Genomic DNA, 23,593 nt, shown 5'->3' on the forward strand with positions numbered 1-23,593 from the left:
GGGTCGATGTGTACCTCGGCCTGGCGGCGGGATCCGATGATTGACGCTGACGGGCGGCAAGGTTATGGTCTGAACAAATATTAGGTTCGGGAAGCTGCCGGCGATGCCGAAGGTCTTGCGCAGGAGGTCGGATGTCATACGAGAGCACCGCGGAGCCCATCAAGGTCGGCTATCTGATGGATTTCACGCTGCCACCGGGTTTCCCGGAGGAGCTGTTCGCGTCGTTCACCCAGACCTTCGACCTCGTCTTCGCCGAGGCGGTCGAGCAAGGACTGATGGATCGGCCGGTGCAGATGATCTACCGCGAGGTGGAGGGCCTGCCGAAGGGGTCGGTGAAGGCGGTCATCGACGCCTACGGTGAGCTCGTCGACGAGGGTTGCCTGGTGGTCTTCGGGCCCAACATCACCGACAACTGCGTGCCACTGCGGGAGGCGATCGAGGAGCGCTTCAAAGTCCCCGCGATCAGCGTCACCGGCACCGACGACTGGCTTGGTGAGTGGACCTTCGCCTTCCCCCAAGGTTCGATGACCGACGAGCCGATCTTCATCGTCGACCTGGTGGCCAAGCGGGGATTCGAAAAGATCGGCGTACTCGTCGAGCAGAGTCTCATCGGCGAGAGCTACGTGAGGAATTTGCGGAAGGCTGCTCAGCGCAAGGGTATCCGCATTGTCGCCGAGGTCGTCGTCGCGCAGACGGCGCAGCACATCAACGGCGCGGTGCGGACACTGCACGACTCGGGGGCCGAAGCGATCGTGCATCTCGGTTTCGGCTTCGGGATCGTCTTCATCAATCCTGCGCTCGAGGCCGTCGAATGGGATCCACCCCGCTTCACCACCACCGCATTCCAGAACGCGTGGGTGAACCCGGTCATGTGGCAGGCGTTCATGGGGTGGGTTGGGGTCGACCAGTACGACGAGGGAAACCATGTCGGGCAGGACTTCCTGGACCGCTACGCGAAGAAGTACGACGGCAGCCGGCCGGAATTCTGTGTGACGGTGGTCAATCACGACGTCGCGGCCACGCTGGTGCGTGCCTTCACCGACTCGCATCCGCTGAGCCCTCGCGGAGTCAAGGAGGCACTCGAGCGAGTGAAGATGCTGCCCGCAGCCTCCGGAGCTCCCGGAACCCGGGTCTCCCTTGGTAAGTGGACGCGGCGTGCGTGGATGGGTTCGGGATATCTGGTGGCTCGCCGCCTGGACGCGGACGGCGTCACTTCGCATCTCGTCGATCGCTTCGGTGAGGAGTGACGACAATGCGGAGGGATGAGTGCTCGGGCGAGGAGCGTCGCTCCATCGTCATCACCGGTGCGGCCCGCGGACTCGGCTTCGCATCGTCCGTGCGCCTTTATCGCGAGGGGTGGCGCGTGGTTGCCGCGATGCGCACGCCCGACGCGGGAATGGCGCTACTGCGGGAGGCGACGGGCGCCGGTGAGCACGACGACAGGCTGATCGGAGTGCAGCTAGATCTCACGGACGGCGCGTCGATCGCCGCGGCGGCCAAGGCGATCGAAGAAGCCGTCGGCGCACCGAACGCGGTCGTCCACAACGCCGGCATCTCCGCCGCGGGCATGGTGGAGGAGGCGGACCTCGACCTATGGCAGCGAATGTTTGCCACTCACGTGATGGGCCCCGTCGCGCTGACCAAGGCGTTGCTGCCGTCAATGCGGGCGGCGGGCCGTGGCCGCATCGTGCTGGTGTGCAGTTCGGCGGGGGTGCGCGGCCAGCCGGGTACCGCACCCTACTCAGCCAGCAAGGGCGCCATGGAACGCTGGGGCGAGTCGTTGGCCGCGGAGATCTCCCCGTTCGGTCTCGGCGTCACGAGCCTGATTGCCGGTACCTACGACACCGACATCATCACCGATGTCGGCACCACCGACGACCGTGATCTTGCGGGACCGTATGCACGACTACACCAGACGATGAACAGCCGCGGCCGGTTCGCGATCAAGTTCGCCCGGCCACCGGAGCGCTTCGCCGACGGCCTCGTGAAGGCGCTGGAGGACAACGGATCGTTTCGCCGCCACGGAGTGGGCCCCGATGCATCGATGTTGCTGGTGTTCAGCAGGATTCTGTCGTCTCCAGGGATGCACCACCTGTCACGCCTGGCGCTGGGGATTCCCCGCCAGGGCTCGATGCGCGGTGGAGCCTTCCCCCTGACGGGTGCGCAGAAGGCAATGGTACTGGCTGCGAAGGTCCTTCCGCAGCCTGCCATGAAACGTCTTGTCGAGGTGGCGATGCGCCGCGCGGCCACCAAAGAGGCTGCCGATCAAGGGACCCAGAACCATGCCTGACCAGACCAACTACGAGACCGTCGACTACTTCACCGACGAGTCCCTAATTCCCGACCCGTACCCGTATTTCGACCATCTCCGGTCGAAATGCCCAGTGACAAAGGCGACTCCGTTCGGGGTGCTGGCTGTCACCGGATATGCAGAGGCGCTGTCGGTCTACAAGAATCCGGCATTCTCGTCGTGCGTGTCGGTGGCCGGACCGTTCTCCGGCCTGCCGTTCGGACCGGGGGAAAGCGACGACGTGACCGAACTGATCGAACAGCACCGTGACGCGGTGCCGATGGCCGAGCACATCACCTCCCAGGATCCGCCGCTGCACACGCGTACCCGGGGGTTGTTGAGCAGGTTGATCACGCCGAAGCGCCTCAAGGAGAACGAGGAGTTCATGTGGCGCCTGGCCGATAAGCAACTCGACACGTTCATCGACCGCGGACGAAGCGAATTTCTCGGGGACTACGCGAAGCCGTTCTCGCTGCTCGTGATCGCCGACCTGCTCGGGGTTCCGGCAGAGGACCATGAGGAGTTCAAGGCGGTGTTCGCGGGGGAGACGGTCGGAGAGCTGGGTAAGGACGCACCGACCTCCCATAACCCGTTGGAATGGCTCAACGACAAGTTCCACGGTTACATCGCCGACCGCAGACGTGAACCCCGCGAGGACGTGCTGACCGAACTCGCGCAGGCCAAGCATGAAGACGGGTCGACCCCCGACATCGACGATGTCATGAACCTGTCGACGTTCCTGTTCGCCGCGGGGACCGAGACGACGACGAAGCTCGTCAGTTCCGCGGTGCGGTTCATCGCGGCCAATCCCGGGTTCGAAGTGATGCTCCGCGAGGATCGCAGTAAGATTCCCGCCTTCCTCGAAGAGACGCTGCGCCTGGAGAGTCCGGTGAAGTCACACTTCCGGATGGCGCGGATGTCGACGACCATCGCAGATGTGGACGTGCCTGCGGGCACGACCGTGATGCTGCTCCCCGGAGCGTGCAACCGGGACCAACGAAAGTTTGCCGATCCGAATGAGTTCCAGGCCGATCGACCGAACGTGCGGGAGCAGATCGCCTTCATCCGGGGAGCACACTCGTGCCCGGGCGCGCCGCTGGCCCGGGCCGAGGGCCGGATCTCGCTGGAGCGAATCCTCGATCGCATGAAGGACATCACGATCTCCGAGGAGCACCACGGTCCTCCCGGGGATCGCCGGTTTGCCTACGAGCCGACCTTCATCATGCGCGGACTCAGCGAGTTGCACATCACCTTCGAAGAGGCGCACCAATGACCGGAAAACTCGAAGGCAAGGTTGCTTTCATCACCGGCGCGGCACGAGGGCAGGGGCGGGCGCATGCGATCGCGATGGCCAGGGAGGGCGCGGACGTCATCGCGGTCGACATCTGCCGCGACATCCCCTCCAACCCGTACCCGTTGGCGACTCCCGAGGACCTGGCCGAGACCGAGCGTTCGGTCAAGGAAACCGGACGCAGGGTCGTCGCCAGGGTCGCTGACGTTCGCGAGCGCCATGAACTGCGTGACGCGGTCGAGGCGGGAGTGGCGGACCTGGGCAAGGTCGACATCGTCGTCGCGAATGCAGGAATCCTGCCGATGGCGATGGGCGACCCGGATCCCATGGGGTTCGTCGACGCCAGCGACATCGATCTGGTGGGCGTGATGAACACTGTGGCAGTAGCAATTCCGCATCTGCTGGATGGTGCGTCGATCATCGTCACCGGGTCGACGGCCGGCATGATCCGTGGCACCACCACGAGCCCCGACATGGGTCCCGGCGGTGCCGGGTATGGGTGGAGCAAGCGCATCGTGATGGAGTACGTCGACGAGATGTGTCTTCACTTGGCACCACGGATGATTCGCGTCAACGCGATCCATCCGACGAACTGCAACACCCACCTGCTGCAGAACGAGGGCATGTACGGCGTATTTCGCCCCGACCTGAAGGCCGAAGGCAAGACGCCCACCCGCGAAGACGCCGAGCCGTTGTTCAGCCTGTTCCAGGCCATGCCGATCGCGTACATCGAACCCGAGGACACGGCGAACCTCGGCGTGTTCCTGGCCAGTGACGACAGCCGGTACATCACCGGTCAGCACATCCGCGTCGACGCCGGCTCGTTGCTCAAGTGGCCCAACGGACCCGGGGGCTAGGGCTCATTCGGGTCGGTGGAGGAAGCCGTGAAGGATCGCCTGGACGAGCTCGTCGACGATCGCCTCGCGCGATGGCGGCGTGCTGCCGAAAAACGTGGAGTGCAGCGCGACCATCCCGACGATCATCGCGACGGTCGAGTGTGCGGGCAGATCCGGCTGGTTAGATCGCATGCCGCGCAACCGCATCCCCTCGGCGCTGATCTGCCCAAGGACGCTGAGCGCTCTGCGGATATCCGCGATCCCCGAGGCCTCGATGTCGTCCTCGCTCAATCCGTCCGCCGCGACCAGGGTGAGCAGCAGACCTCGGTGTTCGACGAGGACGTCGTAGAGCGGCCCGACGAACTGTCGGGAGAGTTCTTGTTCGTCGGTCTCCTCGGGGATGACGGACTGCCAGGTGGTACGGAACTCGTCGAGGAAGGTGGTGAACGGCACGACGAGGGCCTCACGGAAAAGGCCTGCCTTGGAGCTGAAATGGCGGAACAGCAGGTACTCACTGACACCCGCTGCCTCGGCGATCTCCCGGGTTGTGGTGGCACGGTAGTCCCGACGCGCGAACAGTTCGCGGGCCGCGTCGAGCAGCAGCCGCCGCGCCTCCCCGCGCGGTCGACGGACCGCCGCGACCTCGACGGCGGTCTGCTTCTTGGACGAATTTCGCTGGGGCACCGGGTTTCACCATAGTCGGATCTTGACCACGTCGTTGTAATAGTGTGCACTATTACAAGGCTTCGGCGAGGGAGAGGGACAGATATGGGAGCGCTCATCATGGTCGGCGCTCTGGCCGGCCTGGCCGTGCTCATCGTCGGTCTGATCGTCTATCTCGATCCGGAAGCACGGGATCGGCCAGTGAGCGCTCGCGCGAAGAGCAGACAGCGCCAGTGAGTACCGAGCTGACGCCGGCGCTGATCGCCGGTCTCACGTTTGCCTACGTCGGCGGAGTCCTGTTCCTGGCGTTCGGTGTGTACCTGAGCATCCGGCGCGGTCGCCTACATCCGCTGCTGCTGGTGTCCATCTCAGCGATCTCGTTTTCGTGGATCGAGGCGCCGTATGACTGGGCGGTCTACGCTCAGTTCGCTCCAGCGCTTCCACGGATGCCGCCGTGGTGGCCGATGAACTACACCTGGGGTGGTGGGCTGCCGTCGGCAGTACCCGTTGGGTACATCCCCTATTTCGTGTTGCCAGCGGTGATCGGCGCGGCGCTGGGCCGGCGGGCGGTCAAGCGATTCGGCTGGCGCAGACCACAGACACTGCTCGGCGTCGGCTTCCTGGTCGGCTTCTGTTGGGCGCTGCTGTTCAACGGATTCTTCGGACCCCGGCTGGGCGTCTTCTACTACGGCTACGTGATCGATGGGCTGGCGATCTTCGCGGGAAGCAGGTTCCAGTATCCGATCTACGACGCGGTCGCGATGGGTCTGCAGATGATGGTGCTCACCTACCTGCTCGGGCGCACCGATGAGCGGGGCCGCAACGTCATCGAGATCTGGTCTGACAGAAGGTCGTCGGGCAAGGTCGGATCATCACTGCTGTCCATCGCGGTGATGGTGGTGGCCGGCCATCTCATGTACCTGGCAGTGTTCGCGCCGCACCTGGCGACGAAGCTCGGCGGTCACGTCACCGTGGGCCCCACGGAGCAATTGTTTCCCGGCATCGAGAACCAACCGAGGTAGGCGACTGTGTCAGTGAACAACATCGGCGACGTGTACTACGACCCGTTCGACCACGCCATCGACGATGACCCGTATCCGGTGTGGCGCCGGATGCGGAAAGAAGCGCCGCTGTATCACAACGACAAGTACGGGTTCTACGCACTCAGCCGCTACGACGATGTCGTCAGGGCGCTGCCGGACTGGGAGACCTACCGGTCCGGTAGGGGCACCACTGCCGACATCCTGTTCAGCGGGATCGAGGTGCCGCCGGGGATTCTGCTGTTCGAGGACCCGCCGCTGCACGACCTGCATCGGCGCCTGCTGTCGCGGGTGTTCACTCCGCGGCGCATGCTCGCCGTCGAGGACCTGGTGCGCGGGTTTTGTTCTCGCGCACTGGATCCTCTGGTCGGCCGGGATGGTTTCGACTTCGTTGTCGACCTCGGCGCGATCATGCCGATGCAGACGATCGGCTACCTGCTCGGTATCCCCGAGGACGGGCAGAAGCAGATCCGTGACCGCACGGATGAGAACATCTCGGTCGGGGACGCGGAGGTTGATGTCAGCGCGACGGTCTTCGCGGAGTCGCTGGCGCTGTTCGCCGAGTACATCGAATGGCGGGCGACGCACCCGTCGGACGACCTGATGACCGAACTGCTCAATGCCGAGGTGGACGAACCCGACGGGACGCGGCGGAAGCTGGAACGTACCGAGGTGCTCGCCTATACGGCGATGATCGCCGGTGCCGGCGGCGAGACCACGGCGCGCCTGATCGGCTTCATGGGGCAGCTGCTCGGGGAACACCCCGATCAGCGCCGTGAACTCGTCGCCGATCCCGCGTTGATCCCGTCGGCGATCGAGGAATCTCTGCGCTTCGAGCCGCCATCACCGGTACAGGCGCGTTATGTGGCACGCGACGTCGAACTCTACGACCATACCGTTCCCGAGGGGTCCTACATGTTGCTGCTCAACGGTTCAGCGAACCGCGACGACACGAAGTTCAGCGATCCCGACCGCTTCGACATCCACCGCACCGGCGGGCATCTGAGCTTCGGGCAGGGCCTGCATTTCTGCCTTGGTTCGGCGCTGGCCAGGCTGGAGGCCCGGGTGGCGTTCGAGGAGGTTCTCAAGCGGTGGAGGGACTGGGATGTTGACTACGGCAACGCGAGCAGGGCGCGGACGTCCAGTGTGCGGGGCTGGGCACGGTTGCCGGTCAGGATGGGCTGACAGCGGTCGGGCACTTGCCACTACTGACACACTGGTGTCGTGCCCTCGACACCGCAATGCTGGCTCACCGATATGGACGGTGTGCTCGTCCGTGAGGAACACGCGCTACCCGGGGCCGCGGAGTTCCTGCAGCGCCTCGTCGATAGGGAACGACCCTTCCTGGTGCTGACCAACAACTCCATCTTCACCCCCCGCGACCTCGCGGCGCGGCTGCTGCGCGCCGGACTGTCCGTGCCGGAGGAATCGATCTGGACCTCCGCGCTGGCGACCGCGACGTTCCTGGGCGACCAACTGCCCGGCGGCTCCGCCTACGTCATCGGGGAGGCCGGGCTGACCACGGCGCTGCACGAGGCCGGCTACACCCTGACCGACGTCGCGCCCGACTTCGTGGTGCTCGGCGAGACCCGCACCTACTCGTTCGAGGCGATCACCAAGGCCGTGCGGCTGATCCTCGGCGGCGCGCGGTTCATCGCGACGAACCCCGATGTCACCGGACCGTCGGCCGAGGGGCCGTTACCGGCGACCGGTTCGGTCGCAGCGATGATCACCAAGGCCACCGGAGGCGAGCCCTACTTCGTCGGCAAGCCGAACCCGATGATGTTCCGCAGCGCGATGAACCGGATCGAGGCGCACTCGGAGAGCACCGTGATGGTGGGTGACCGGATGGACACCGATATCGTCGCCGGCATCGAGGCGGGTTTGGAGACCATCCTGGTACTCACCGGGTCCACCACCGTCGACGACGTGGCGCGTTATCCGTTCCGGCCGGGTCGGGTGCTGGACTCCATCGCCGACGCAGTCGAGCTGATCTGAGCGTGCTGTCTGGGGCTTGATAGCTTGACCCGATGACCGCTGCACCTGACCCGGCCCGCCCGCTCGCCGGGGTGCGGATCGTCGAGATCTCCAGTTTCGTCGCGGTGCCCCTGGCCGGGATGACACTGACCCAGCTCGGCGCCGAGGTGATCCGCGTGGACCCGATCGGTGGTGCGGCCGACTACCGTCGCTGGCCGCTCTCCGAAGGCGGCGAGAGCATCTACTGGGCGGGGCTGAACAAGGGCAAGCGCTCCCTGGCAGTCGACATGCGCTCCGAAAAAGGGCAGCGGCTGGTTGCCGGGCTGATCGCCGACAGCGACGTCTTCATCACCAATATTGCTGGCCGGCAATGGCATTCCTACGAAACATTGACGGAGTTACGGCCGGATCTGATTCACGTGGAGGTGTCCGGACGTGCCGACGGCGGCACCGGCGTCGATTACACGGTCAATGCCGCGATCGGTTTTCCACTGGTCACCGGGCCGGCTGACCTGGCAACGCCCGTCAACCATGTGCTGCCGGCATGGGACGTCACCTGCGGGCTGTACGTGGCGTTGTCAGTGGTCACCGCACTGCGCCACCGGGATGCGACCGGGCACGGTCAGCGTATCGGCATCCCGTTGGAGAACGTGGCGCTGGCGACGGCGGGCAATCTCAGTCTGCTCACCGAGGTGATGGTCAACGGCACGGCGCGGCAACGCATCGGCAACGCGGTGTACGGAACGTATGGGCAGGACTTCATCAGCAGCGACGGGGCGGCCTTCATGGTCGTCGCGTTGACGGGCCGGCACTTCCGCGACCTGACTGTGCTGACCGAAACCACCGAAGCCGTTGCGGCACTGGCACAGTCTCTGGGTGCGGACTTCTCCGACGAGGGGGAGAGATACCGGCACCGCGGTGCGCTGAGTGCGCTGTTCGGTGAATGGTTCGCCGCCCGCACCGGAGAGGACATCAGCGCCGCACTCGCGACGACGTCGGTGTTGTGGGAGCGGTACCGGACATTCGCTGAGACCGCCACGGACGACAGGGTCACCGCCAACCCGATGTTCACCGAGGTCGATCAGCCCCGGGTGGGTCGCTATCTCGCGCCCGGACTGCCGATATCGATCGACGGTGCCTACCCGGTGGCGGTGCCCGCGCCCGCGCTCGGCGACGACACCGCCGCGGTGCTGGCTGATCGCCTGGCACTGTCCGTCGAGGAGATCGACGGGCTCGTCCGGTCCGGCACCGTGGCCGGGCCGCGATGAGCACCCTGTTGAATCTGTTGGATGTGACCGCCGGATCCGAGGACACCTGGCGGGGCCAGGGCAGTGGCCCCGCGGGAAAACGGGCGTACGGCGGTCAGTTGGTGGCCCAGGCCCTGGCTGCGGCGTCCCGGACGGTGGACGCGGAGAAGTCGCCGACGAGCCTGCATCTGCAATTCCTGCGTGGGGGAGACGCGGGGGAGCCCATCGACTATCGGGTCGAGCGCGTTTTCGACGGCCGCACGGCGGCCTCCAGGAGGGTCGACGCGGTGCAGGACGGGCGGTTGCTCGCCACGGCGACACTGTCTTTCGCGGAAGCGCTACCCGGTCCCGAGCATGGTCTTCGCGGGGCGGCGCCGGAGGATCCGGAAACGCTGGCCCGCACCGGCCCTGCTGGTCCCGCGCCGTCGATGCCGCTGGACGAGCTCGACATCAGGGTCATCGACGACACTTCCGGCGGCGAGTTCGTGCGCAGGTTGTGGTGGCGGGCGACGGTGGAGCTTCCCGCCGAGCCCCTGGTGCACACCCTGGTCGCGGTGTATGTCACCGATGTCTACCTGATCGACCCTGCTTTGCAGGTGCATGGTCACTCCATGCGATCGAGGAGCCACCGAAGTGGGACCACCGATTCCTCCGCGTGGTTTCACCGCGGGGTCAGGGCGGACCAGTGGAATCTCTTGGAATGCCGCTCGCCCGCCGCCGGCCGCGGTCGCGGTGTTGTCACCGCGAGCCTGATCGGTCGCGACGGCGTCATCGCGGCGACCCTGGTTCAGGAGGGCCTGATCGCAGCGCGGGAACCTGCGTTGAATTCAGGGGCCTGATCCGGCGTTCGGGCAGCCGTCTGCGCAGCCGGGTCACCGCCGCGGTGATCGCGATGCCGACGGTGATCGAGGCGACGACACCAAGAGCTCGGTAGCTGCCGAACAACGGATAGACCTGGTAGTGGGTCAGGTAGGTGTACAGCGAAGCCTCCGCGACGACGCCTGCGACGGCCGCCAGCACGGACGGGCAGCGCACTACGGGCAGCCAGATCAGCAGAGCGAGGCCGGAAAGCACCAGGGTCTCGCGCAAGGTGTCGCCGAAGTACCCATGCACACCGACCGCCAGCACCACTGACACCAGGACGCGCTGTGGGATCGTCGTCGCCTTCGCGACCGCCCAGCCCGCCGCGAAGAACCAGAAAGCCAACACCGTGAACCACGCGTCCCGACCGATGCCCAGACTCAGGACGTCGAACCGCAGCAGCGCGATGCCGCCCACCAGGAATGCGGTGGCAAGTGCGAACGAATGCCGACGCTCGAGGCGATCCATCGCCGGTAGCCAGAACAGCACCGTCAGTGCGACCAGGGTCCACACCAGCACCTCGACGAACCACAGCCGTCCCGCGGTCATGCTGTCGAACGGGCCGAGGAACTTGTTGGCCAGCAACAGGTTCGTCGGGTGGTAGTCATCGGTGATCACCAGCGCGATCGCGATCCACAGCACGGAGGGAACGGCGACCCACGCGATCGTGGTGCCCAGGTGCCGGATCCGATCCGTCCTCGGTACCGGCGTCAGGCAGAAGCGGCCGAAGTTGTAACCGGCGACTCCCAGCAGGATGTGGGCGCCGCCCCATAGTTCGAACAGTTCGGCGTGTGATCCGACGATGAGGACGATCGCGACCGCCCGCAGCGCGACGCTGGTCTCCAATGTGCTGCTCCACGATCGCCACCATCGGTGCGGCGGCGCGGGCTGTGCTTCGAGTTCACGAAGCGACAACCGCTGCCACTGCGCCGGGAGCCGGCCGAGTGCTCGTTCCAGCCGCACCGACATGGCCACGTAGGACAGCGAGTTGCCGCCGAGGTCGACAAAACTGGCATCGGGGTCGATGTCGTCGGGATCGAGGTGCAGCACGTCGGCGAAAAGCGCGCGTAGGTCCGTGTGCTGCTGGACGCCGGTGTCGGAAACCAGGGCACGTGCCGCCGGGTAGTCCGGCTTGCCCGACGTCAGCATCGGCAGCTCCCGCACCGCAGCGGCGGCCACGGCGCCGGCGGGAATGCCCGCCGCGTCGGCGGCCAGCTGCTGCAGGTCGCGCGGATGGTGGTCACCGGCGGCCACCACCGCGAGCTGCTCACCGTTGTCGGTGCACAGCGCACGTACCCCGTTCTCGCCCAACGTGGCCTCGACCTGAGCGAGATCGATACGCAGGCCGTACATCTTCACGAAACGGCTTCTGCGGCCGACGACTTCGTACAACCCGTCGTCGGCGCGGCGGGCGATGTCGCCGGTGCGCAGTGCGTCCACGCTGGACCCCAGGGACAGATCCTGCGGGCCATGGGCGTAGCCCATCATCACGTTGGGTCCGCGATACACCAACTCGCCGGTGCCGTCTTCGGCCCAACCGTCGACAGGCTCGATGGAAAACGACCCCCCCGGGATCGGCCGACCGATCGCCGAGGCCCGGCTGTGAGTGAGATCCGGTGGCAGATAAGCCATTCGGGCGGTCGCCTCAGTGGCCCCGTACATCACGAAGAGCTGCCAGCCCTGCTGTTCGGCAAGCGTGGCGAAGCGGCGAACCCGCTCGGCGGGCATCCGCCCACCGGCCTGGGTCAGATACCGGAGGTGCGGCAGGTGCATCGAGGCGAAGTCGGCCCTCTCGAGCAGTTCAAAGGTGTAGGGAACACCGGCGAACGTGGTGCCGCGGTGGCGTCGGAACAGTTCCCAGAACTCCTCATCGGCCACCGAGCGTTCGGTCAGGATGAGTGCGGCGCCCACCAGGAGATGGCTGTGGACAACCGACAGCCCGTAGCAGTAGGACATCGACAATGTCGTTGCCGCCCTGTCGGTGCCCTGGATCCCGAGGTACTTCGCGATGGCCGCCGCATTGGCGAGCAGGTTGGCCCGGGAGAGTCTGACCAGTTTCGGGGAACCGGTGCTCCCGGAGGTGGACATCAGCAGGGCGAGGTCTTCGTGCATCTCGTGGCCGGTGCCGGAGCGCAGGTGGGTGCCTGTCGCGTCGATCACGACATCGGGTTGGTAGGTGGTGATGACCGCGTTGTGGTCCCTCCCGGGAGGCCCGGGGATCACGACATGACCACCGGCCAATGCGCCGAGGTATCGGACCAGCGTGTCGACGTCGTTCCTGGTCTCGAGCAGGATAAGGCGGCGGTGCTCGCCCAGGTCGCGGGCGGCGGCGTCGACGTGGTCGGCGAGGTCGGCGTAGCTGAGTCGTTGCGACTCGGTCAGCACTGCGACGTTCTCGCCGTGTCGGCGCAGATGGTCGACCAGTGGGCTCATCGCAGACGCCGGGGCACCCGTTCGGGCGCTGGTCGCATCCAGGCAGTCCTTTCGGCGACAGGTGCCGAGCACCTGAGCTGAGGCTTACCGAAGTAAGGATACCGTCAGCTCAGTATCTGCCCAAAACGATCACATGCGGCCGAAGCGGCTCCTGATGAAGCTGTACCCGCCGAACGCGGCAATCCCCAACGCTGCGGCGATCAGCAGGAACTTGCCGAACGGCGCCTGACCCAGGGTCTTGATCGCGGCGTCGAGACCACTCGCCTTGGCCGGATCGGCCTGCAGGGTGGCGATGATGACGAGCAGTCCGGCGCCCGCGAGCACCAGGCCCTTGGCGACGAATCCGGTGACGCCGGTGGCGACGATCGCGGTGCCGCCGGAGACTCGAAGATCGTCGAGGAACTTCTGCGTCACGCCCTTGTAGACGTGATACCCGCCCACGGCCACCACCGCCAGACCGACCACGATCAGCACAGCCTTGCCCCACCCTGACTGCATCAGCTGAGCAGACATCCCTGCGTTCTGCTGGCCGCTGGACTCGCCGCTGCCCATCGCGAACCGCGCGGCGGACAGCGCGATGGCGAAGTTCGTGACGGCAACACCGAGAGATTGCACACTTCTCCACGCCGGGTTGTCGTCGTCTGAGCCGGAACGTTCCCCGGGCCTGGAGCCGACGACGGCCTCGGCGACGCGCCACAGGCCCAACGCGACCAGACCGGCTGCCGCGGCCCACAGCATGACCTTGCCGCCGGTCTGGCTGCCGAGGGTGGCCAGCGCGCCGGACTGATCGGCGTTCCCGCCGCCGCCGGTGAGCGCGAGCTGCAAGATGATGTAGCCGATCAGCAGATGCAGCACACCGCTGGCGGCGAAGCCCGCCCGCGCGATGTACTCGAAGGCGTCGCTGTCGGTGGCCCGGTCGGCGGCGCCTTGAACGGACTGGGATGCGGATCTGTTGCCCATGAGGCCCTCCTGGTCGGCGGATGGCGCTGTATACCCCGGTTTTTACGCGGACGAAACTGACCGCCCCGGCGCCCGGTCTCGTGCCGGCTCAGCGGGGGGAGGCGATGATCCGGGCGGCGGCCTCCACGGCGCTGTGCCGGTGGTGCGCTGTGGCGGGGCCGGTCAACGCCGGTCGTGGTCCCGGCCAGTGCGTCCACGCCATCGCGATCCCGAAGAGCAGGACCAGCAGTTCCTCCGGGTCCCATGTGGGATCGACGTGGCCGCTGTCCTGGGCGGTCCGAATCGCGGCAAACGTTTGGTCGGGTACGGTCGCGTCCGCCCCAGGGGGGTGGTCGAAGCCGATGCCTTCCAGCCGTGCCCAGGTCAGCATGCGCAGATGTTCCGGGTGTCGGTGGGCCACGTCGTGTAGGTCGCCGACGAACTCGGGCACCGCCTCGGGATTCAGGATCACCGCCCGGAACAGTTCGGCTCCATCGGCGGCAGCGACCTCACGGAAGAGGGCCTCTTTGTCGCCGAAGTGGGCGTAGAGGCGTTCCTTGCTGGCCTTGGCGGCACGAGCGATGCGGTCCACGCGGGCGCCTGCGAGTCCGTGGGCGGCGAACTCGGCACGCGCGGCGCGCAGGATCTGCCGGCGCAACTCGACACTGTTTCTCACAGCTGGAGCATAGCCAAACGAACTGGTTCGTTCGGTACTGTGGGGGTCATGAACCCGACCCCGGTGATCGACGCCATCATGAACCCGCCCTCGCGCGTCCGCGCGGTACGCCGGGCGGTCGACACCGTCATGGAGCGGATCGGTCCGCTGATGGATCTGTCCCGTCCGTACGTGGACGGTTTGGAGAACCTCCCGCGAGAAGGCCGGTTCCTGTTGGTAGGCAACCACACTCAAGGTGGTGGCGAGGTACTGCTGATTCCCTACTTCGTCCGGCGCGAGATCGGCGCCAGGGTCCGCCCGCTGGCGGAGCGCCGGATGGGTGACCTTCCTGCCCCCATGGCGGACCTCATCGCCGCGTACGGAGCGGTCATTGGTTCGCCGGAGACGGCACGCGAACTGATGCGGCACGACGAGACGATTCTGGTCTTTCCCGGTGGTGGTCGGGAAATCGCCAAGTTCAAGGGCGAGGAGAACACGCTGCGCTGGCACGGCCGCGCCGGATTCGCCCGGGTCTCGGTGGAGAACAACTACCCGATCGTCCCGGTGGCCCTGATCGGGGGAGATGATGTGTACCGCAGCCTGATCACCCGGACAAGCCGACTGGGTCGCCTGAGTCTGGCTGCAGCCCAGAGGTTCTCGGGTACCAGTGATATGGCGCCCCCGCTGATGCGTGGCATCGGACCCACGCTGATCCCTCGGCCGCAGCGAATGTATCTGCGATTCGGCGCTCCCATCGACACCACAAGGCCAGCGCGGATCGCCACAGACGAGTGGGTGAGCGCCGTCAAGGACAGGACCCAGCAGTCGTTGGAGGCGGCGATGGCAGACCTGCTGGACCTGCGTAGTGGCGATCCCTATCGCGAGCTGAACCCGTTGGCCTGGCGGCATGCGACTCGTCCTGCGGGCGCGCATTCGAGCTGAACCGCTCTTGACCTAGTTCCGTCAACGGCCGATGTCAGATATCTGGAACGCGCTCGGCTGTGGTCAGGGAATGAGTCGGCCGCCGAATGGGTTGTCCAGTGTGATCTTCCAGCTGTCGTCGGGCTGCTGGCGCAGCGTGGCCACCGACAGTCCGCTCTCTGCGATGGGTGAACCGTCGGGGGCGGTTCCGCGCATGGTCCACGGGGCGATGTGCACGGCGGTATCGCCGGTAATCATGACCTCGTGTCCGTTGTCGTAACGGAAGTCGGGTCGGACCGCGGCGAAGTCGGCGAACCCATCCCGCAGCTGCTGCTCACCTCGGGTCGGTTCACCTGGCGCGAAGGCCACCACCGCGTCCTCGACGTAGTAGGACAGCACGGCGTCGATATCGCCGCGTTCCAGGGCCGCGGTCATCGCCGAGACGGTGTCGATCACGTTCTGTTCCATCAGGATTCCTCGTGTGGGGGCTTCGTCGTGCAGATTTCGCCGGGGATGTGCTGGTGCCGACGGACAGAACCTAGCCCGAACATTTGGATAATGCAAATATTAAGGCTAAGCTCGGATTATGAGACGTCCAGTGGGCAAGTCGACGTGTCCGATGAACATGTTTCTGGAGGTGTTCGGGGACCCGTGGACACTATTGCTGCTGCGGGACATGCTGCTGGTCGGCAAACGACGGCCGGCGCAGTTCCTCGACTCCGCCGAGCAGATCTCCACCAGCGTGCTGTCGGACCGGCTCAAACGACTGGAAGCCGCGGACATGGTGCGCCGCGTCGGCGGCGGTGAGCGCAACCAGGTCCACTACGTGCCGACTGTGAAAGCGGTTGACACGCTACCGGTGCTGTTCGAGATGGCCCTGTGGAGCATGGAACATGAACCGCTGGCCGCGCCGCTGCAACGAGTGATCACCCGCATCCGCGAGGACCCCGCCGACTACATCGCTGAGATCCGCGCCGAGCTCGCGCACGAGACCGATCTCCACGGCTGCGTCCCGGTCGAATCATCCTGTACCAGATGAGGATCGAGCACCGAACCGGACAGAAGTAACTTGCGCCGCCGGGTAGTCGTCCTGTCGTCCCTGTTGATGCCGGATGCGTGCGCAGCATGAGCCGTTGCGTCGAGTCACTGTGGATGAAGTCTTGGTTGGGGATAACTGGGTGGTAGGGCGGCGGATCTGTCGTCGGTGCGCTGCAGGGTGGCGGCATGACGAGAACAGAGAGCCGCAGGGAGATCGGGGCGATGGGCGAGCAGTTTGCCGTCGACCATGTGCAGCAGCTCGGGTGGCGGGTGCTCGCCCGCAACTGGCGGTGTCGTTATGGAGAGTTGGACGTCATCGCTGTTGACGACACCGCGCACGCGGTCGTATTCGTCGAGGTGAAGACGCGCACCGGGGAGCAGTTCGGCGGCGTCGAGCAGGCGGTGACCCCGGCCAAGGTTCGCCGTCTGCGCCGGCTGGCCGGCCTGTGGTTGGCCCAGCAGCGTGGCAGTTGGTCGTCGGTGCGCATCGATGTCATCACGATCCGGATCGGCCGGTGCCGCACCCCGGAACTCACCCACATCCAGGGGGTGGGGTGATCCAGTTCCGGGAGCATGAATGACCGCTCAACGGAATCCCAGAGGCCAACTGGGAGCAGAGCCGCTAGCGTCCTGAACCGTGGGTGACGTCGAGCTCGTTCAGTACCAGGTGGCCGACCGGGTAGCGCTGATCACCCTCAACGACCCCGATCGGCGCAACGCGGTTAATCACACGATGTCGGCACTGCTGAAATCGGCGGTTGAACGCGCCGAATCCGACCCAGGTGTGCACGCGGTAGTACTGACGGGTGCAGGTAAGGCCTTCTGCGCAGGTGCGGACCTGAGCGTTCTCGGTGGTGCTGCCGAGGACGGCCTGCGGCGCATCTACGCCGGGTTCATGGCGGTCAGTCACTGTTGTCTACCGACCATTGCGGCGGTCAACGGTCCCGCGGTTGGTGCAGGCCTGAACCTTGCGTTGGCGGCAGATGTGCGCATCGCGGGTCCACACGCGATGTTCGACCCCCGCTTTCAGCAACTCGGCGTCCACCCCGGCGGCGGCGCGACCTGGATGCTGCAGCGTGCGATCGGGCCCCAGGCCGCGCGGGCGGCCCTGTTGTTCGGTGTCCGATTCGACGCGGAAACCGCTGTGCGGCAAGGGCTGGCGTTTGCGGCCGCCGACGACCCCGTCGCAACGGCGCTGCAGCTGGCCCAACAGCCGGGATCCGCGCCCCGCGACGTCGTCGTGGCAACAAAGGCGACGATGCGCGCCACCGCCGTTCCGGGGTTCGTGGATTCCGATCATCACGAGGCCGCCAAGGAATTGGAGCTCGGGCCGCAGGTCAGATCGATCCAATCGCCGGGGTTTGCGGCTCGTCTCACTCGCGCCCGCCGTCGGTGAAACACCGTCCGTTGTGACGCCGGTTGCGCCGGCTACTCCCAGGCGTCAAAGCGGCTGCCGAACAGGACATCCCATGGAGTGTCGGCCTTGCGGCTGGCTGCCAACGCGACTCGTCCCAGCCGGATTGCATGGTGGGTTGCGCTGCCGAATTCATCGATCCAGCTGCGCGCCCGCATGGTGGACATCCACAGATCGTGTTCGAGCGTCACCCCGATCGCGCCGTGCAGCTGATGAGCGATGGTTGTCACAGTGGGTACTACCTGACCCAACGTGACCTTGGCGAGAGTCACAGCGTAGTCGGCTTCGACGCTGCCGTAGCCGTGGTCAGCCGCGGCGGCAACGGCAAGAGTTGTTGCTGCTCTGGCGCGTTCGACTTCTCCGGCCAGAAGGGCCAGTGAGTGCTGGACTGATTGGAACTTCGTCAATGGCTGGCCGAACTGACTCCGGCCACGAGTATGGGCCACCGTCAGCGCAGCGGTCGTATCCAGGGCGCCGACGATCTGCACACAGCGCGCCCAGGCCCCGCGCCGATTCAGTTCCTCGGCCGCAGCCATGTCGAGCGCGGTGAATCGCGCGCGGGGCAGATCGAACGCCAGCGAGCCACGTGGCTCGCCTGCAAGGTTGTATCCGCTGAGAATGGGGACATCGGCAACGGTGACCATGAGTTGGCCCCCCGCGGGTACGGCCAGCAGCACCGTTGCATCGGAGGCCCATGGCACGCCGGTCGCAGTCCCGGCGAGCGAGTTCCCGCCATGCTGGTCGCCGGCGCACTCGGCGATTGCGACAGTCAGCGGTGCGTCGTCGGGAACACTGAGCCCGGCAGTGCGCGCCAACCAGGCGCCGAGCACATCTGTTTCGGCAATCGGTACCGGGGCGCTGTGGCGCGCCAGCCCGTGCAGCACCACAGCCGATTCGGTCGGTCCGGCTGCCAGTTCGGCAGCGCTGGTGAGCCGGTGCAGCCCGGTGCTGACGAGGTGGCGCCACAGCTCAGCGTCGAAGCGTTGCTCGACGGATCGAGATGCCCCACGAGCGAGCGCCATGCGCCGGCCGAGGTCGTCGACAAGACCTCGCAGTTCGGCCTGGTCATCAGTAGTGGACTCAGTGGCGGTGAAGACACCGCCGACAAGACAATTCAGAGTCATGAAGCCTGCTGTCCCTTGCGCTCGACGTTCATCGCAGCCCCATCCCGCGCGCCACGATCCCTCTCAGCACCTCATTGGTCCCACCTCGGAGGGTGAACATCGGTGCGTGGAGTCGGGCGGCGGCCAGTAACCCGACCACCGCGGTCCTGTGCGCGCCGGCGCCTTCGGCGAACTCCAACAGGTCGGCGCTCGTTTCCACCGACTGCTGTTCGAACTTGGTGCCGAGGTCCTTGACCAGGGCCGCGCGACTCGTTGCGTCGCGCCCGTCCGCCAGTGCATTGGCCACCGACACCGATAACTGTCGCAGGGAGGCCATCTGAGCCACCAGATTGCCGACTGCTGCGGCCAGTGGCGCACCAACGTCGTTGTCCGACAGTTCTTGCAGTACGCCGGTGATCAGTGGTGCTGTTGACAAGATCCGCTCGGGTCCGCTGCGCTCGAACGACAGCTCGGTGGTGATCTGTTGCCAGCCGTTGCCGATCTCGCCGAGCACATCGGCGTCGGCGACGAAGACGTCGGCGAACACGACCTCGTTGAAATGGTGTTCACCCGACATCTGTGTGATGGGGCTGACGGTGACGCCTGGTGCGTCGGGAGCAACCAGGAACTGGCTGAAGCCGGTGTGGCGTCGTGCCGGGTCCCGCGGACTGGTCCTAGCCAGCACGACGATCAGATGTGCGCGGTGCGCGCCGCTGGTCCACAACTTGCGGCCGTTGAGCAGCCAGCCACCATCAGTCCGGGTTGCCCGCGAAGCTGCCGCGGCCAGGTCGGAACCCGCACCGTCCTCGCTCATTCCGATGGCGCAGTACAGCCGTCCCGCCGCCATCTGCGGTAGCAGCGAGCGCCGTTGCTCCTCGCTGCCGTATGCCATTAGCGCGGGCGCGACTTGACGGTCGGCGAACCAGTGCGCGGCAACCGGAGCGCCGTGCAGCAGCAACTCCTCATTGACCACGTAGCGGTGCAGGTGGCCGAGTCCGCGGCCACCGTATTGGGACGGAATCGTCAGACCCAGTAAACCGGCATCACCGAGGCGCGCGCTGAATGCCTCATCCCAGGAGGCCAGCCAGCCATCGACCGCGGGCACCCACCCGTACTCGGCGCTGTCCCTGGAGAGAAAATCACGTGCACAACCCCGCAATTCGGCCAGTTCTGGGTTGCCGGCGCAGAGCATCTCAAACTGCGTACTCAATGGTGTCCTTCGTGCGTGTCTGGGCGGGTTGGTTCGACACATAGCTGTTATTACTAGTAGTAATATATCCTAGCGCGCATCGGGGTGCCGGAGAATCGACAATGCACTGCGGAGCGCTTATATACACGAGATAAGTGAGGTTGACCGCCGTGACAGCTATATGTTCTGCAGGAACATATCTACCCCCGTGGCAACACCATGACGGCGGCAGCCGCCGCGTCGGTGGGCCCGATGAGGATGCGCTGACGATGGCTGTGGCCGCCGGACGCTCCGCCGACCCCGGGGCAACTGCGCAGCGGGTGGTCGTGGTGTCCCGCGACCTACCGTTGCTCGAGGGTGGCAACGGTGCGGTGTTGTTGGCGGGTTTGTCACTGGCTGCCGATATCGCAGTCACCGAGGTGCTCGGGGGTGCGCCGGCAACCCTCGATGAAATCCTCGCTGCCGCGCCCGGCACGATGGTGATCGGGGTGGATGACAGCGCGGGCAGCGGTGGCGCAGGCGCGACGCTGATCGGGGACGACGGCGCCAACGTAACGTTGACGGGCCGGCAGAATCGCAGCCTGCCTGTAGTTGTCCGCCGACAGGACGGCGCCCGCCACGACTACGGTGATGCGCGTCTGCAGCGTGAGGTCGGTGTCCGCGCGACGCTTGCCCGTCTCGGACTGCAGGCGGCGACCGACGTGGTGGCGCTCGCCGGGCTGACGGCCAAACAGCTCACCGGTGACAGTGCTGGGGTCGCGGAATTGCCGACAGCGTCGGCGGGGAGCCTGATGCGGGTGTTGATCGCAGCCATCGAACACAGCAGCAGCGGCACGGTGCTCGGCGTGGAGCAGTCCAGCGCCACCGCGGCGCAGCTGTCGCCTGGCCAGACGCGCATCCGTCGAGACGAAGCGCAGGCGCGTGCGCTTCCACCGATGACGTTGACAAAGGGCACCGGTATCCCGATCTCGCTGGCGGCGTATGCGCGCGCGTTCGACGCCAAGTTACGTTGGGAGGGAGCCATTTTTGATGAGAAGCCTGGAATCGACAGCGAGCCGCAGTTCCCGCCGCGGCTCCGTGTCGGCTCCGATGGAGTGCTCGCGGCCAGCTATCGAATGCAACCTCTGCCGAGAACGGGCACCGTGTACACCCACACCACCATCGCGCTTCCGGTTCCGGACTTGCACAGCCCGTACTCGTTGGCAGTCGTGCAACTCGATGACAGTCCGGTGCGGGTACTGCTGAAGGTGACCGGGGTGGCCGCGGGCGAAGTCAAGATGGGCCAGTCTGGATCAATCGTGTTGCGCAGGATAGCGACTCGAGGTGGAGTCCCGGACTATGGGCACGCGTTCCTGCCGTCTCCACGTCGACCTTCCCCGGGCGTCACCACCGACGAGGTCAGGAACATCGCATGAGAAACGTCGCAATCGTCGGAGCGGGGATGACGGAGTTCGGCGAGCACTTCGAGCTGGGCATCAAGGACCTCATCCCGATGGCATACGCAGAGTGTGCCGCCCACGTCGACAAGGGAATTGACAAGACGGACATCGAGGCTGCATGGATCGGCGAGTTGTCGACGACCGACGGCTTCCCCGCCGGGATCCTCGCCGACACTCTCGACCTCACCGACGTTCCCGTCAGCAGGGTGGAAAATGCCTGCGCCACAGGTAATGACGCGATCCGCAACGGAGTCCTCGCAGTCGCTTCCGGCCACTACGACGTCGTGCTCGTCGTCGGAGCCGACAAGGTCAGGGAGACGGCGTCGAACGCGACGTTCTGGGAATGGTCGGCCATGACGCGTGATGGAGCGTGGGACTATCCGCTCGGCCTGGTCGCACCGGCCAACTTCGCGCTGCATGTGAACCGGTATCTGCACGAGTCCGGCGCTACCAAAGAGCACATGGCGATGATCGCGGTGAAGAATCACCATCACGCGGTCACCAACCCCAAGGCGCAGCTTCGATACGAAATCACCGTGGCGCAGGTGCTCAACTCTCCGATGGTGGTCGACCCCTTCGGACTGTACGACTGCACGCCGCAAAGCGACGGCGCCGCCGCGGTGATTCTGGCTGCCGAGGAGGTCGTGCAACGGTTCACCGACCGGCCGGTGTGGGTGCGGGGGGTGGGGCTGGGCATGGACCGAGTCATGCATCAGCACAAAGCTGACATGACGACCTTCCCACCGACGGTCAAGGCGGCAAGGGTGGCCCTGACAATGGCCGGTCTGACCCCACGTGACGTCGATGTCGCCGAAGTCCATGACTGTTTCACCGGGGTGGAGCTCATCAGTTATGAGGATCTCGGCTTCGCCGACCGGTTCGAGGGGCGCAAGCTGGTCGAACGGGGCGAGCACTATGTCGGCGGTGCGATTCCCATCAATCCTAGCGGTGGACTGAAGGCCAAAGGGCATCCGCCGGGGGCAACCGGGATCGGGCAGTGCTACGAGCTGTTCAAACAACTGCGCGGAGAGGCCGAGAATCAGGTCGATCGCGCACGAGTGGCGTTGGCGCACAACATCGGGGGACCGACGGCGGTTGCCGCGGTGACTGTATTGTCCAACCACAGGAGCTGAAGCGACGCAGGTATCCGACCGGACCGTCGACAATTGTCCGCTTCAGGTGGCAGATGGGGTAAGCCGCCGTGGCGGCCTACGGCTGCGGGCGATTCGCACCGGCCGCCATCATCCGCAGGACACGACGTCGGGCAGCGAGGAATCGGGGTGGTCGGTGTCCAAGAGCCGGGCGGCGATCTCCGCCTCCAGCTGCAGATGCGAGCCCAGTAGCGCGTCGATCTGGACACCGCGCGCGACGTAGCGATGTAGATCGTGTTCGATCGTCAGTCCGATCGCTCCGCACAGCTGCATCGCCACGTCAGCGACTACCCGGTGCGTGCGTCCGGCCGCGGCTTTGGCAACCAGGGCCGAGAACTCTCCGCCGCACTGCCACGACTCTGCCAACAGTGCACGCGCACCTTCCAGTTCGGAATACGCCCCGGCCAGCGCATGGCGCGGTGCCTGGAACGAACCGATCGGGGAGCCGAACTGTGTGCGCGTGCTCGTGTGGGTGATGGCCAGCTCCAGCATCGCATCGCTCAACGCCGCGAGTTCGGTACCCAGCGCCCGCCGGCCGGCGGCCAAGGCGCGCGTCCACTGGGCCGAGGCGTCGGGGGGCGCACAGTTCAGGACGCCGCTGACGCGTGTCCACGTCGAGGCCCGGTCGAAGGTGTCAGCGGGCTCGTATCGCAACTGCTGCGCGCTCACGGTGCCGACGCCCACCACACCATGGGGTTGGGCCACGGCCACCGCCAGCCGCCCGTGCGGGTTCCCGACGACGACACCGCTGAAGGGGATGTCTCTGCAGTCTGGGGCGGCAGCATCCGACCGCCCTTTCTGGCTGATGAGAGGCAGGATCACGGCGGTGGCGGAACCGTCAACTGCAGCACCGAGTTCGGCGAGCATGACACGATCCAGGCAATCGGTGTTCGCCAGCGTGCGTGCGCGGGCGCGGAAAAGCAGTTGCCCGGCTTCGGTCGGGTATTCGGCCTCGATCTCGGACCAGCCCAGTTCGGCCAAGTGCTCGCCCAACCGCACATGTCGGCTGCCGTTTTCGGCGGTTGCGTCAGCGAACAACCGGAACACTGCCTCTTCGATCATCGACCACGAGTCGTCTGGCGGGTTCATCACTTGTGCTCCTGGAA

The 23,593-nt window shown here is 65.9% G+C and carries 24 protein-coding genes; 16 read left to right on the forward strand and 8 right to left on the reverse strand.

Translation table 11 applies throughout. The features are described from left to right. Positions 1–131 precede the first annotated feature (131 nt). From BEMPMBAN_RS02725 to BEMPMBAN_RS02740, 4 genes are read left to right on the forward strand one after another with little or no spacing between them, the layout of a single operon-like run. The gene (locus tag BEMPMBAN_RS02725; RefSeq protein ID WP_159228853.1) at positions 132–1,247 is read left to right on the forward strand and encodes an ABC transporter substrate-binding protein; all 1,116 of its coding nucleotides are present in this window, start codon (positions 132–134) and stop codon (positions 1,245–1,247) included. Positions 1,248–1,252: 5 nt separating this feature from the next. Next, entirely contained in the window at positions 1,253–2,290 is a 1,038-nt protein-coding gene (locus BEMPMBAN_RS02730; RefSeq protein WP_159228854.1) for an SDR family NAD(P)-dependent oxidoreductase, read from the forward strand. Further along, on the forward strand, positions 2,283–3,563 hold the full coding sequence (locus tag BEMPMBAN_RS02735; protein ID WP_159228855.1) for a cytochrome P450: 1,281 nt from the start codon (positions 2,283–2,285) through the stop codon (positions 3,561–3,563). The genes BEMPMBAN_RS02730 and BEMPMBAN_RS02735 overlap by 8 nt, the downstream gene beginning before the upstream one ends. Then, positions 3,560–4,438 carry a mycofactocin-coupled SDR family oxidoreductase gene (locus BEMPMBAN_RS02740; protein WP_159228856.1) on the forward strand — a complete coding sequence of 293 codons (879 nt, stop codon included), beginning with the start codon at positions 3,560–3,562 and terminating at the stop codon, positions 4,436–4,438. The genes BEMPMBAN_RS02735 and BEMPMBAN_RS02740 overlap by 4 nt, the downstream gene beginning before the upstream one ends. Positions 4,439–4,441: 3 nt before the next feature. On the opposite strand, the gene BEMPMBAN_RS02745 is transcribed toward BEMPMBAN_RS02740, so the two are convergent. Then, positions 4,442–5,101 (reverse strand): TetR/AcrR family transcriptional regulator, encoded by a 660-nt coding sequence (locus BEMPMBAN_RS02745; protein ID WP_159228857.1) that lies wholly within the window; start codon positions 5,099–5,101, stop codon positions 4,442–4,444. Positions 5,102–5,185: 84 nt separating this feature from the next. Here BEMPMBAN_RS02745 and BEMPMBAN_RS32895 point away from each other — a divergent pair, with 84 nt between their 5' ends. The 6 genes from BEMPMBAN_RS32895 to BEMPMBAN_RS02770 all read left to right on the forward strand — a co-directional run bounded on the left by BEMPMBAN_RS32895 (position 5,186) and on the right by BEMPMBAN_RS02770 (position 10,183). After that, the gene (locus BEMPMBAN_RS32895) at positions 5,186–5,317 is read left to right on the forward strand and encodes a hypothetical protein (RefSeq protein WP_272952205.1); all 132 of its coding nucleotides are present in this window, start codon (positions 5,186–5,188) and stop codon (positions 5,315–5,317) included. Next, positions 5,314–6,102 (forward strand): spirocyclase AveC family protein, encoded by a 789-nt coding sequence (locus BEMPMBAN_RS02750; protein WP_159228858.1) that lies wholly within the window; start codon positions 5,314–5,316, stop codon positions 6,100–6,102. The genes BEMPMBAN_RS32895 and BEMPMBAN_RS02750 overlap by 4 nt, the downstream gene beginning before the upstream one ends. Before the next feature lie 6 nt (positions 6,103–6,108). After that, complete coding sequence (locus BEMPMBAN_RS02755) at positions 6,109–7,305, forward strand: cytochrome P450 (protein ID WP_159228859.1); 1,197 nt, start codon at positions 6,109–6,111, stop codon at positions 7,303–7,305. Positions 7,306–7,377: 72 nt separating this feature from the next. Beyond that, on the forward strand, positions 7,378–8,118 hold the full coding sequence (locus BEMPMBAN_RS02760) for an HAD-IIA family hydrolase (RefSeq protein ID WP_425294922.1): 741 nt from the start codon (positions 7,378–7,380) through the stop codon (positions 8,116–8,118). Between the two features lie 32 nt (positions 8,119–8,150). Next, complete coding sequence (locus BEMPMBAN_RS02765) at positions 8,151–9,365, forward strand: CoA transferase (protein ID WP_159228861.1); 1,215 nt, start codon at positions 8,151–8,153, stop codon at positions 9,363–9,365. Beyond that, positions 9,362–10,183: an acyl-CoA thioesterase gene (locus BEMPMBAN_RS02770; RefSeq protein ID WP_159228862.1), complete on the forward strand. Its 822-nt coding sequence runs from the start codon at positions 9,362–9,364 to the stop codon at positions 10,181–10,183. Before BEMPMBAN_RS02765 ends, BEMPMBAN_RS02770 begins: the two co-directional genes overlap by 4 nt. Here BEMPMBAN_RS02770 and BEMPMBAN_RS02775 read toward each other — a convergent pair. The 3 genes from BEMPMBAN_RS02775 to BEMPMBAN_RS02785 all read right to left on the reverse strand — a co-directional run bounded on the left by BEMPMBAN_RS02775 (position 10,113) and on the right by BEMPMBAN_RS02785 (position 14,253). Next, complete coding sequence (locus BEMPMBAN_RS02775; protein WP_159228863.1) at positions 10,113–12,638, reverse strand: AMP-binding protein; 2,526 nt, start codon at positions 12,636–12,638, stop codon at positions 10,113–10,115. The two genes, BEMPMBAN_RS02770 and BEMPMBAN_RS02775, sit on opposite strands and share 71 nt — an antisense overlap. 129 nt (positions 12,639–12,767) lie before the next feature. Beyond that, entirely contained in the window at positions 12,768–13,598 is an 831-nt protein-coding gene (locus BEMPMBAN_RS02780; RefSeq protein WP_159228864.1) for a DUF1206 domain-containing protein, read from the reverse strand. An 88-nt stretch (positions 13,599–13,686) separates the two neighbouring features. Next, complete coding sequence (locus BEMPMBAN_RS02785) at positions 13,687–14,253, reverse strand: TetR/AcrR family transcriptional regulator (RefSeq protein WP_159228865.1); 567 nt, start codon at positions 14,251–14,253, stop codon at positions 13,687–13,689. Positions 14,254–14,301: 48 nt separating this feature from the next. Here BEMPMBAN_RS02785 and BEMPMBAN_RS02790 point away from each other — a divergent pair, with 48 nt between their 5' ends. Then, positions 14,302–15,174 (forward strand): lysophospholipid acyltransferase family protein, encoded by an 873-nt coding sequence (locus tag BEMPMBAN_RS02790; RefSeq protein ID WP_159228866.1) that lies wholly within the window; start codon positions 14,302–14,304, stop codon positions 15,172–15,174. Positions 15,175–15,237: 63 nt separating this feature from the next. Here the strand turns inward: BEMPMBAN_RS02790 and BEMPMBAN_RS02795 are convergent, their stop codons facing one another. Then, positions 15,238–15,621: a YybH family protein gene (locus BEMPMBAN_RS02795; protein WP_159228867.1), complete on the reverse strand. Its 384-nt coding sequence runs from the start codon at positions 15,619–15,621 to the stop codon at positions 15,238–15,240. Positions 15,622–15,739: 118 nt separating this feature from the next. Here BEMPMBAN_RS02795 and BEMPMBAN_RS02800 point away from each other — a divergent pair, with 118 nt between their 5' ends. The 3 genes from BEMPMBAN_RS02800 (at position 15,740) to BEMPMBAN_RS02810 (ending at position 17,587) form a co-directional block, all read left to right on the forward strand. Next, positions 15,740–16,192: a winged helix-turn-helix transcriptional regulator gene (locus tag BEMPMBAN_RS02800; RefSeq protein ID WP_159228868.1), complete on the forward strand. Its 453-nt coding sequence runs from the start codon at positions 15,740–15,742 to the stop codon at positions 16,190–16,192. A gap of 185 nt (positions 16,193–16,377) precedes the next feature. Then, on the forward strand, positions 16,378–16,749 hold the full coding sequence (locus BEMPMBAN_RS02805) for a YraN family protein (protein WP_159228869.1): 372 nt from the start codon (positions 16,378–16,380) through the stop codon (positions 16,747–16,749). 79 nt (positions 16,750–16,828) lie between these two features. Continuing rightward, complete coding sequence (locus tag BEMPMBAN_RS02810) at positions 16,829–17,587, forward strand: enoyl-CoA hydratase (RefSeq protein WP_159228870.1); 759 nt, start codon at positions 16,829–16,831, stop codon at positions 17,585–17,587. A 32-nt stretch (positions 17,588–17,619) separates the two neighbouring features. On the opposite strand, the gene BEMPMBAN_RS02815 is transcribed toward BEMPMBAN_RS02810, so the two are convergent. Both BEMPMBAN_RS02815 and BEMPMBAN_RS02820 read right to left on the reverse strand, forming a co-directional pair. Continuing rightward, positions 17,620–18,723 (reverse strand): acyl-CoA dehydrogenase family protein, encoded by a 1,104-nt coding sequence (locus tag BEMPMBAN_RS02815; RefSeq protein WP_159228984.1) that lies wholly within the window; start codon positions 18,721–18,723, stop codon positions 17,620–17,622. Positions 18,724–18,757: 34 nt separating this feature from the next. Further along, on the reverse strand, positions 18,758–19,960 hold the full coding sequence (locus BEMPMBAN_RS02820) for an acyl-CoA dehydrogenase family protein (protein WP_159228871.1): 1,203 nt from the start codon (positions 19,958–19,960) through the stop codon (positions 18,758–18,760). A gap of 107 nt (positions 19,961–20,067) precedes the next feature. Between BEMPMBAN_RS02820 and BEMPMBAN_RS02825 the strand changes: the two genes are divergently transcribed. Both BEMPMBAN_RS02825 and BEMPMBAN_RS02830 read left to right on the forward strand, forming a co-directional pair. After that, positions 20,068–21,312, forward strand: coding sequence for an OB-fold domain-containing protein (locus BEMPMBAN_RS02825; protein ID WP_159228872.1), 1,245 nt, complete (start codon positions 20,068–20,070; stop codon positions 21,310–21,312). Further along, entirely contained in the window at positions 21,309–22,469 is a 1,161-nt protein-coding gene (locus BEMPMBAN_RS02830; RefSeq protein WP_159228873.1) for a thiolase C-terminal domain-containing protein, read from the forward strand. Before BEMPMBAN_RS02825 ends, BEMPMBAN_RS02830 begins: the two co-directional genes overlap by 4 nt. Before the next feature lie 108 nt (positions 22,470–22,577). On the opposite strand, the gene BEMPMBAN_RS02835 is transcribed toward BEMPMBAN_RS02830, so the two are convergent. Further along, positions 22,578–23,576 carry an acyl-CoA dehydrogenase family protein gene (locus BEMPMBAN_RS02835; RefSeq protein ID WP_234897266.1) on the reverse strand — a complete coding sequence of 333 codons (999 nt, stop codon included), beginning with the start codon at positions 23,574–23,576 and terminating at the stop codon, positions 22,578–22,580. Between the last annotated feature and the right edge of the window lie 17 nt (positions 23,577–23,593).

The sequence above is a fragment of the Mycolicibacterium austroafricanum genome (genome assembly GCF_902705885.1).
GTDB lineage: Bacteria > Actinomycetota > Actinomycetes > Mycobacteriales > Mycobacteriaceae > Mycobacterium > Mycobacterium vanbaalenii_A.

Excerpts from the sequence above, each read along its gene's own strand:
- BEMPMBAN_RS02740 (WP_159228856.1), top strand. The coding sequence starts at position 3,560 with ATGACCGGAAAACTCGAAGGCAAGGTTGCTTTCATCACCGGCGCGGCA.
- BEMPMBAN_RS02780 (WP_159228864.1), bottom strand. The coding sequence starts at position 13,598 with ATGGGCAACAGATCCGCATCCCAGTCCGTTCAAGGCGCCGCCGACCGG.
- BEMPMBAN_RS02820 (WP_159228871.1), bottom strand. The coding sequence starts at position 19,960 with ATGTGTCGAACCAACCCGCCCAGACACGCACGAAGGACACCATTGAGT.
- BEMPMBAN_RS02835 (WP_234897266.1), bottom strand. The coding sequence starts at position 23,576 with ATGAACCCGCCAGACGACTCGTGGTCGATGATCGAAGAGGCAGTGTTC.
- BEMPMBAN_RS02725 (WP_159228853.1), top strand. The coding sequence starts at position 132 with ATGTCATACGAGAGCACCGCGGAGCCCATCAAGGTCGGCTATCTGATG.
- BEMPMBAN_RS02765 (WP_159228861.1), top strand. The coding sequence starts at position 8,151 with ATGACCGCTGCACCTGACCCGGCCCGCCCGCTCGCCGGGGTGCGGATC.
- BEMPMBAN_RS02735 (WP_159228855.1), top strand. The coding sequence starts at position 2,283 with ATGCCTGACCAGACCAACTACGAGACCGTCGACTACTTCACCGACGAG.
- BEMPMBAN_RS02775 (WP_159228863.1), bottom strand. The coding sequence starts at position 12,638 with ATGAGCCCACTGGTCGACCATCTGCGCCGACACGGCGAGAACGTCGCA.
- BEMPMBAN_RS02830 (WP_159228873.1), top strand. The coding sequence starts at position 21,309 with ATGAGAAACGTCGCAATCGTCGGAGCGGGGATGACGGAGTTCGGCGAG.
- BEMPMBAN_RS02800 (WP_159228868.1), top strand. The coding sequence starts at position 15,740 with ATGAGACGTCCAGTGGGCAAGTCGACGTGTCCGATGAACATGTTTCTG.
- BEMPMBAN_RS32895 (WP_272952205.1), top strand. The coding sequence starts at position 5,186 with ATGGGAGCGCTCATCATGGTCGGCGCTCTGGCCGGCCTGGCCGTGCTC.
- BEMPMBAN_RS02790 (WP_159228866.1), top strand. The coding sequence starts at position 14,302 with ATGAACCCGACCCCGGTGATCGACGCCATCATGAACCCGCCCTCGCGC.
- BEMPMBAN_RS02805 (WP_159228869.1), top strand. The coding sequence starts at position 16,378 with ATGACGAGAACAGAGAGCCGCAGGGAGATCGGGGCGATGGGCGAGCAG.
- BEMPMBAN_RS02730 (WP_159228854.1), top strand. The coding sequence starts at position 1,253 with ATGCGGAGGGATGAGTGCTCGGGCGAGGAGCGTCGCTCCATCGTCATC.
- BEMPMBAN_RS02795 (WP_159228867.1), bottom strand. The coding sequence starts at position 15,621 with ATGGAACAGAACGTGATCGACACCGTCTCGGCGATGACCGCGGCCCTG.
- BEMPMBAN_RS02770 (WP_159228862.1), top strand. The coding sequence starts at position 9,362 with ATGAGCACCCTGTTGAATCTGTTGGATGTGACCGCCGGATCCGAGGAC.
- BEMPMBAN_RS02760 (WP_425294922.1), top strand. The coding sequence starts at position 7,378 with ATGGACGGTGTGCTCGTCCGTGAGGAACACGCGCTACCCGGGGCCGCG.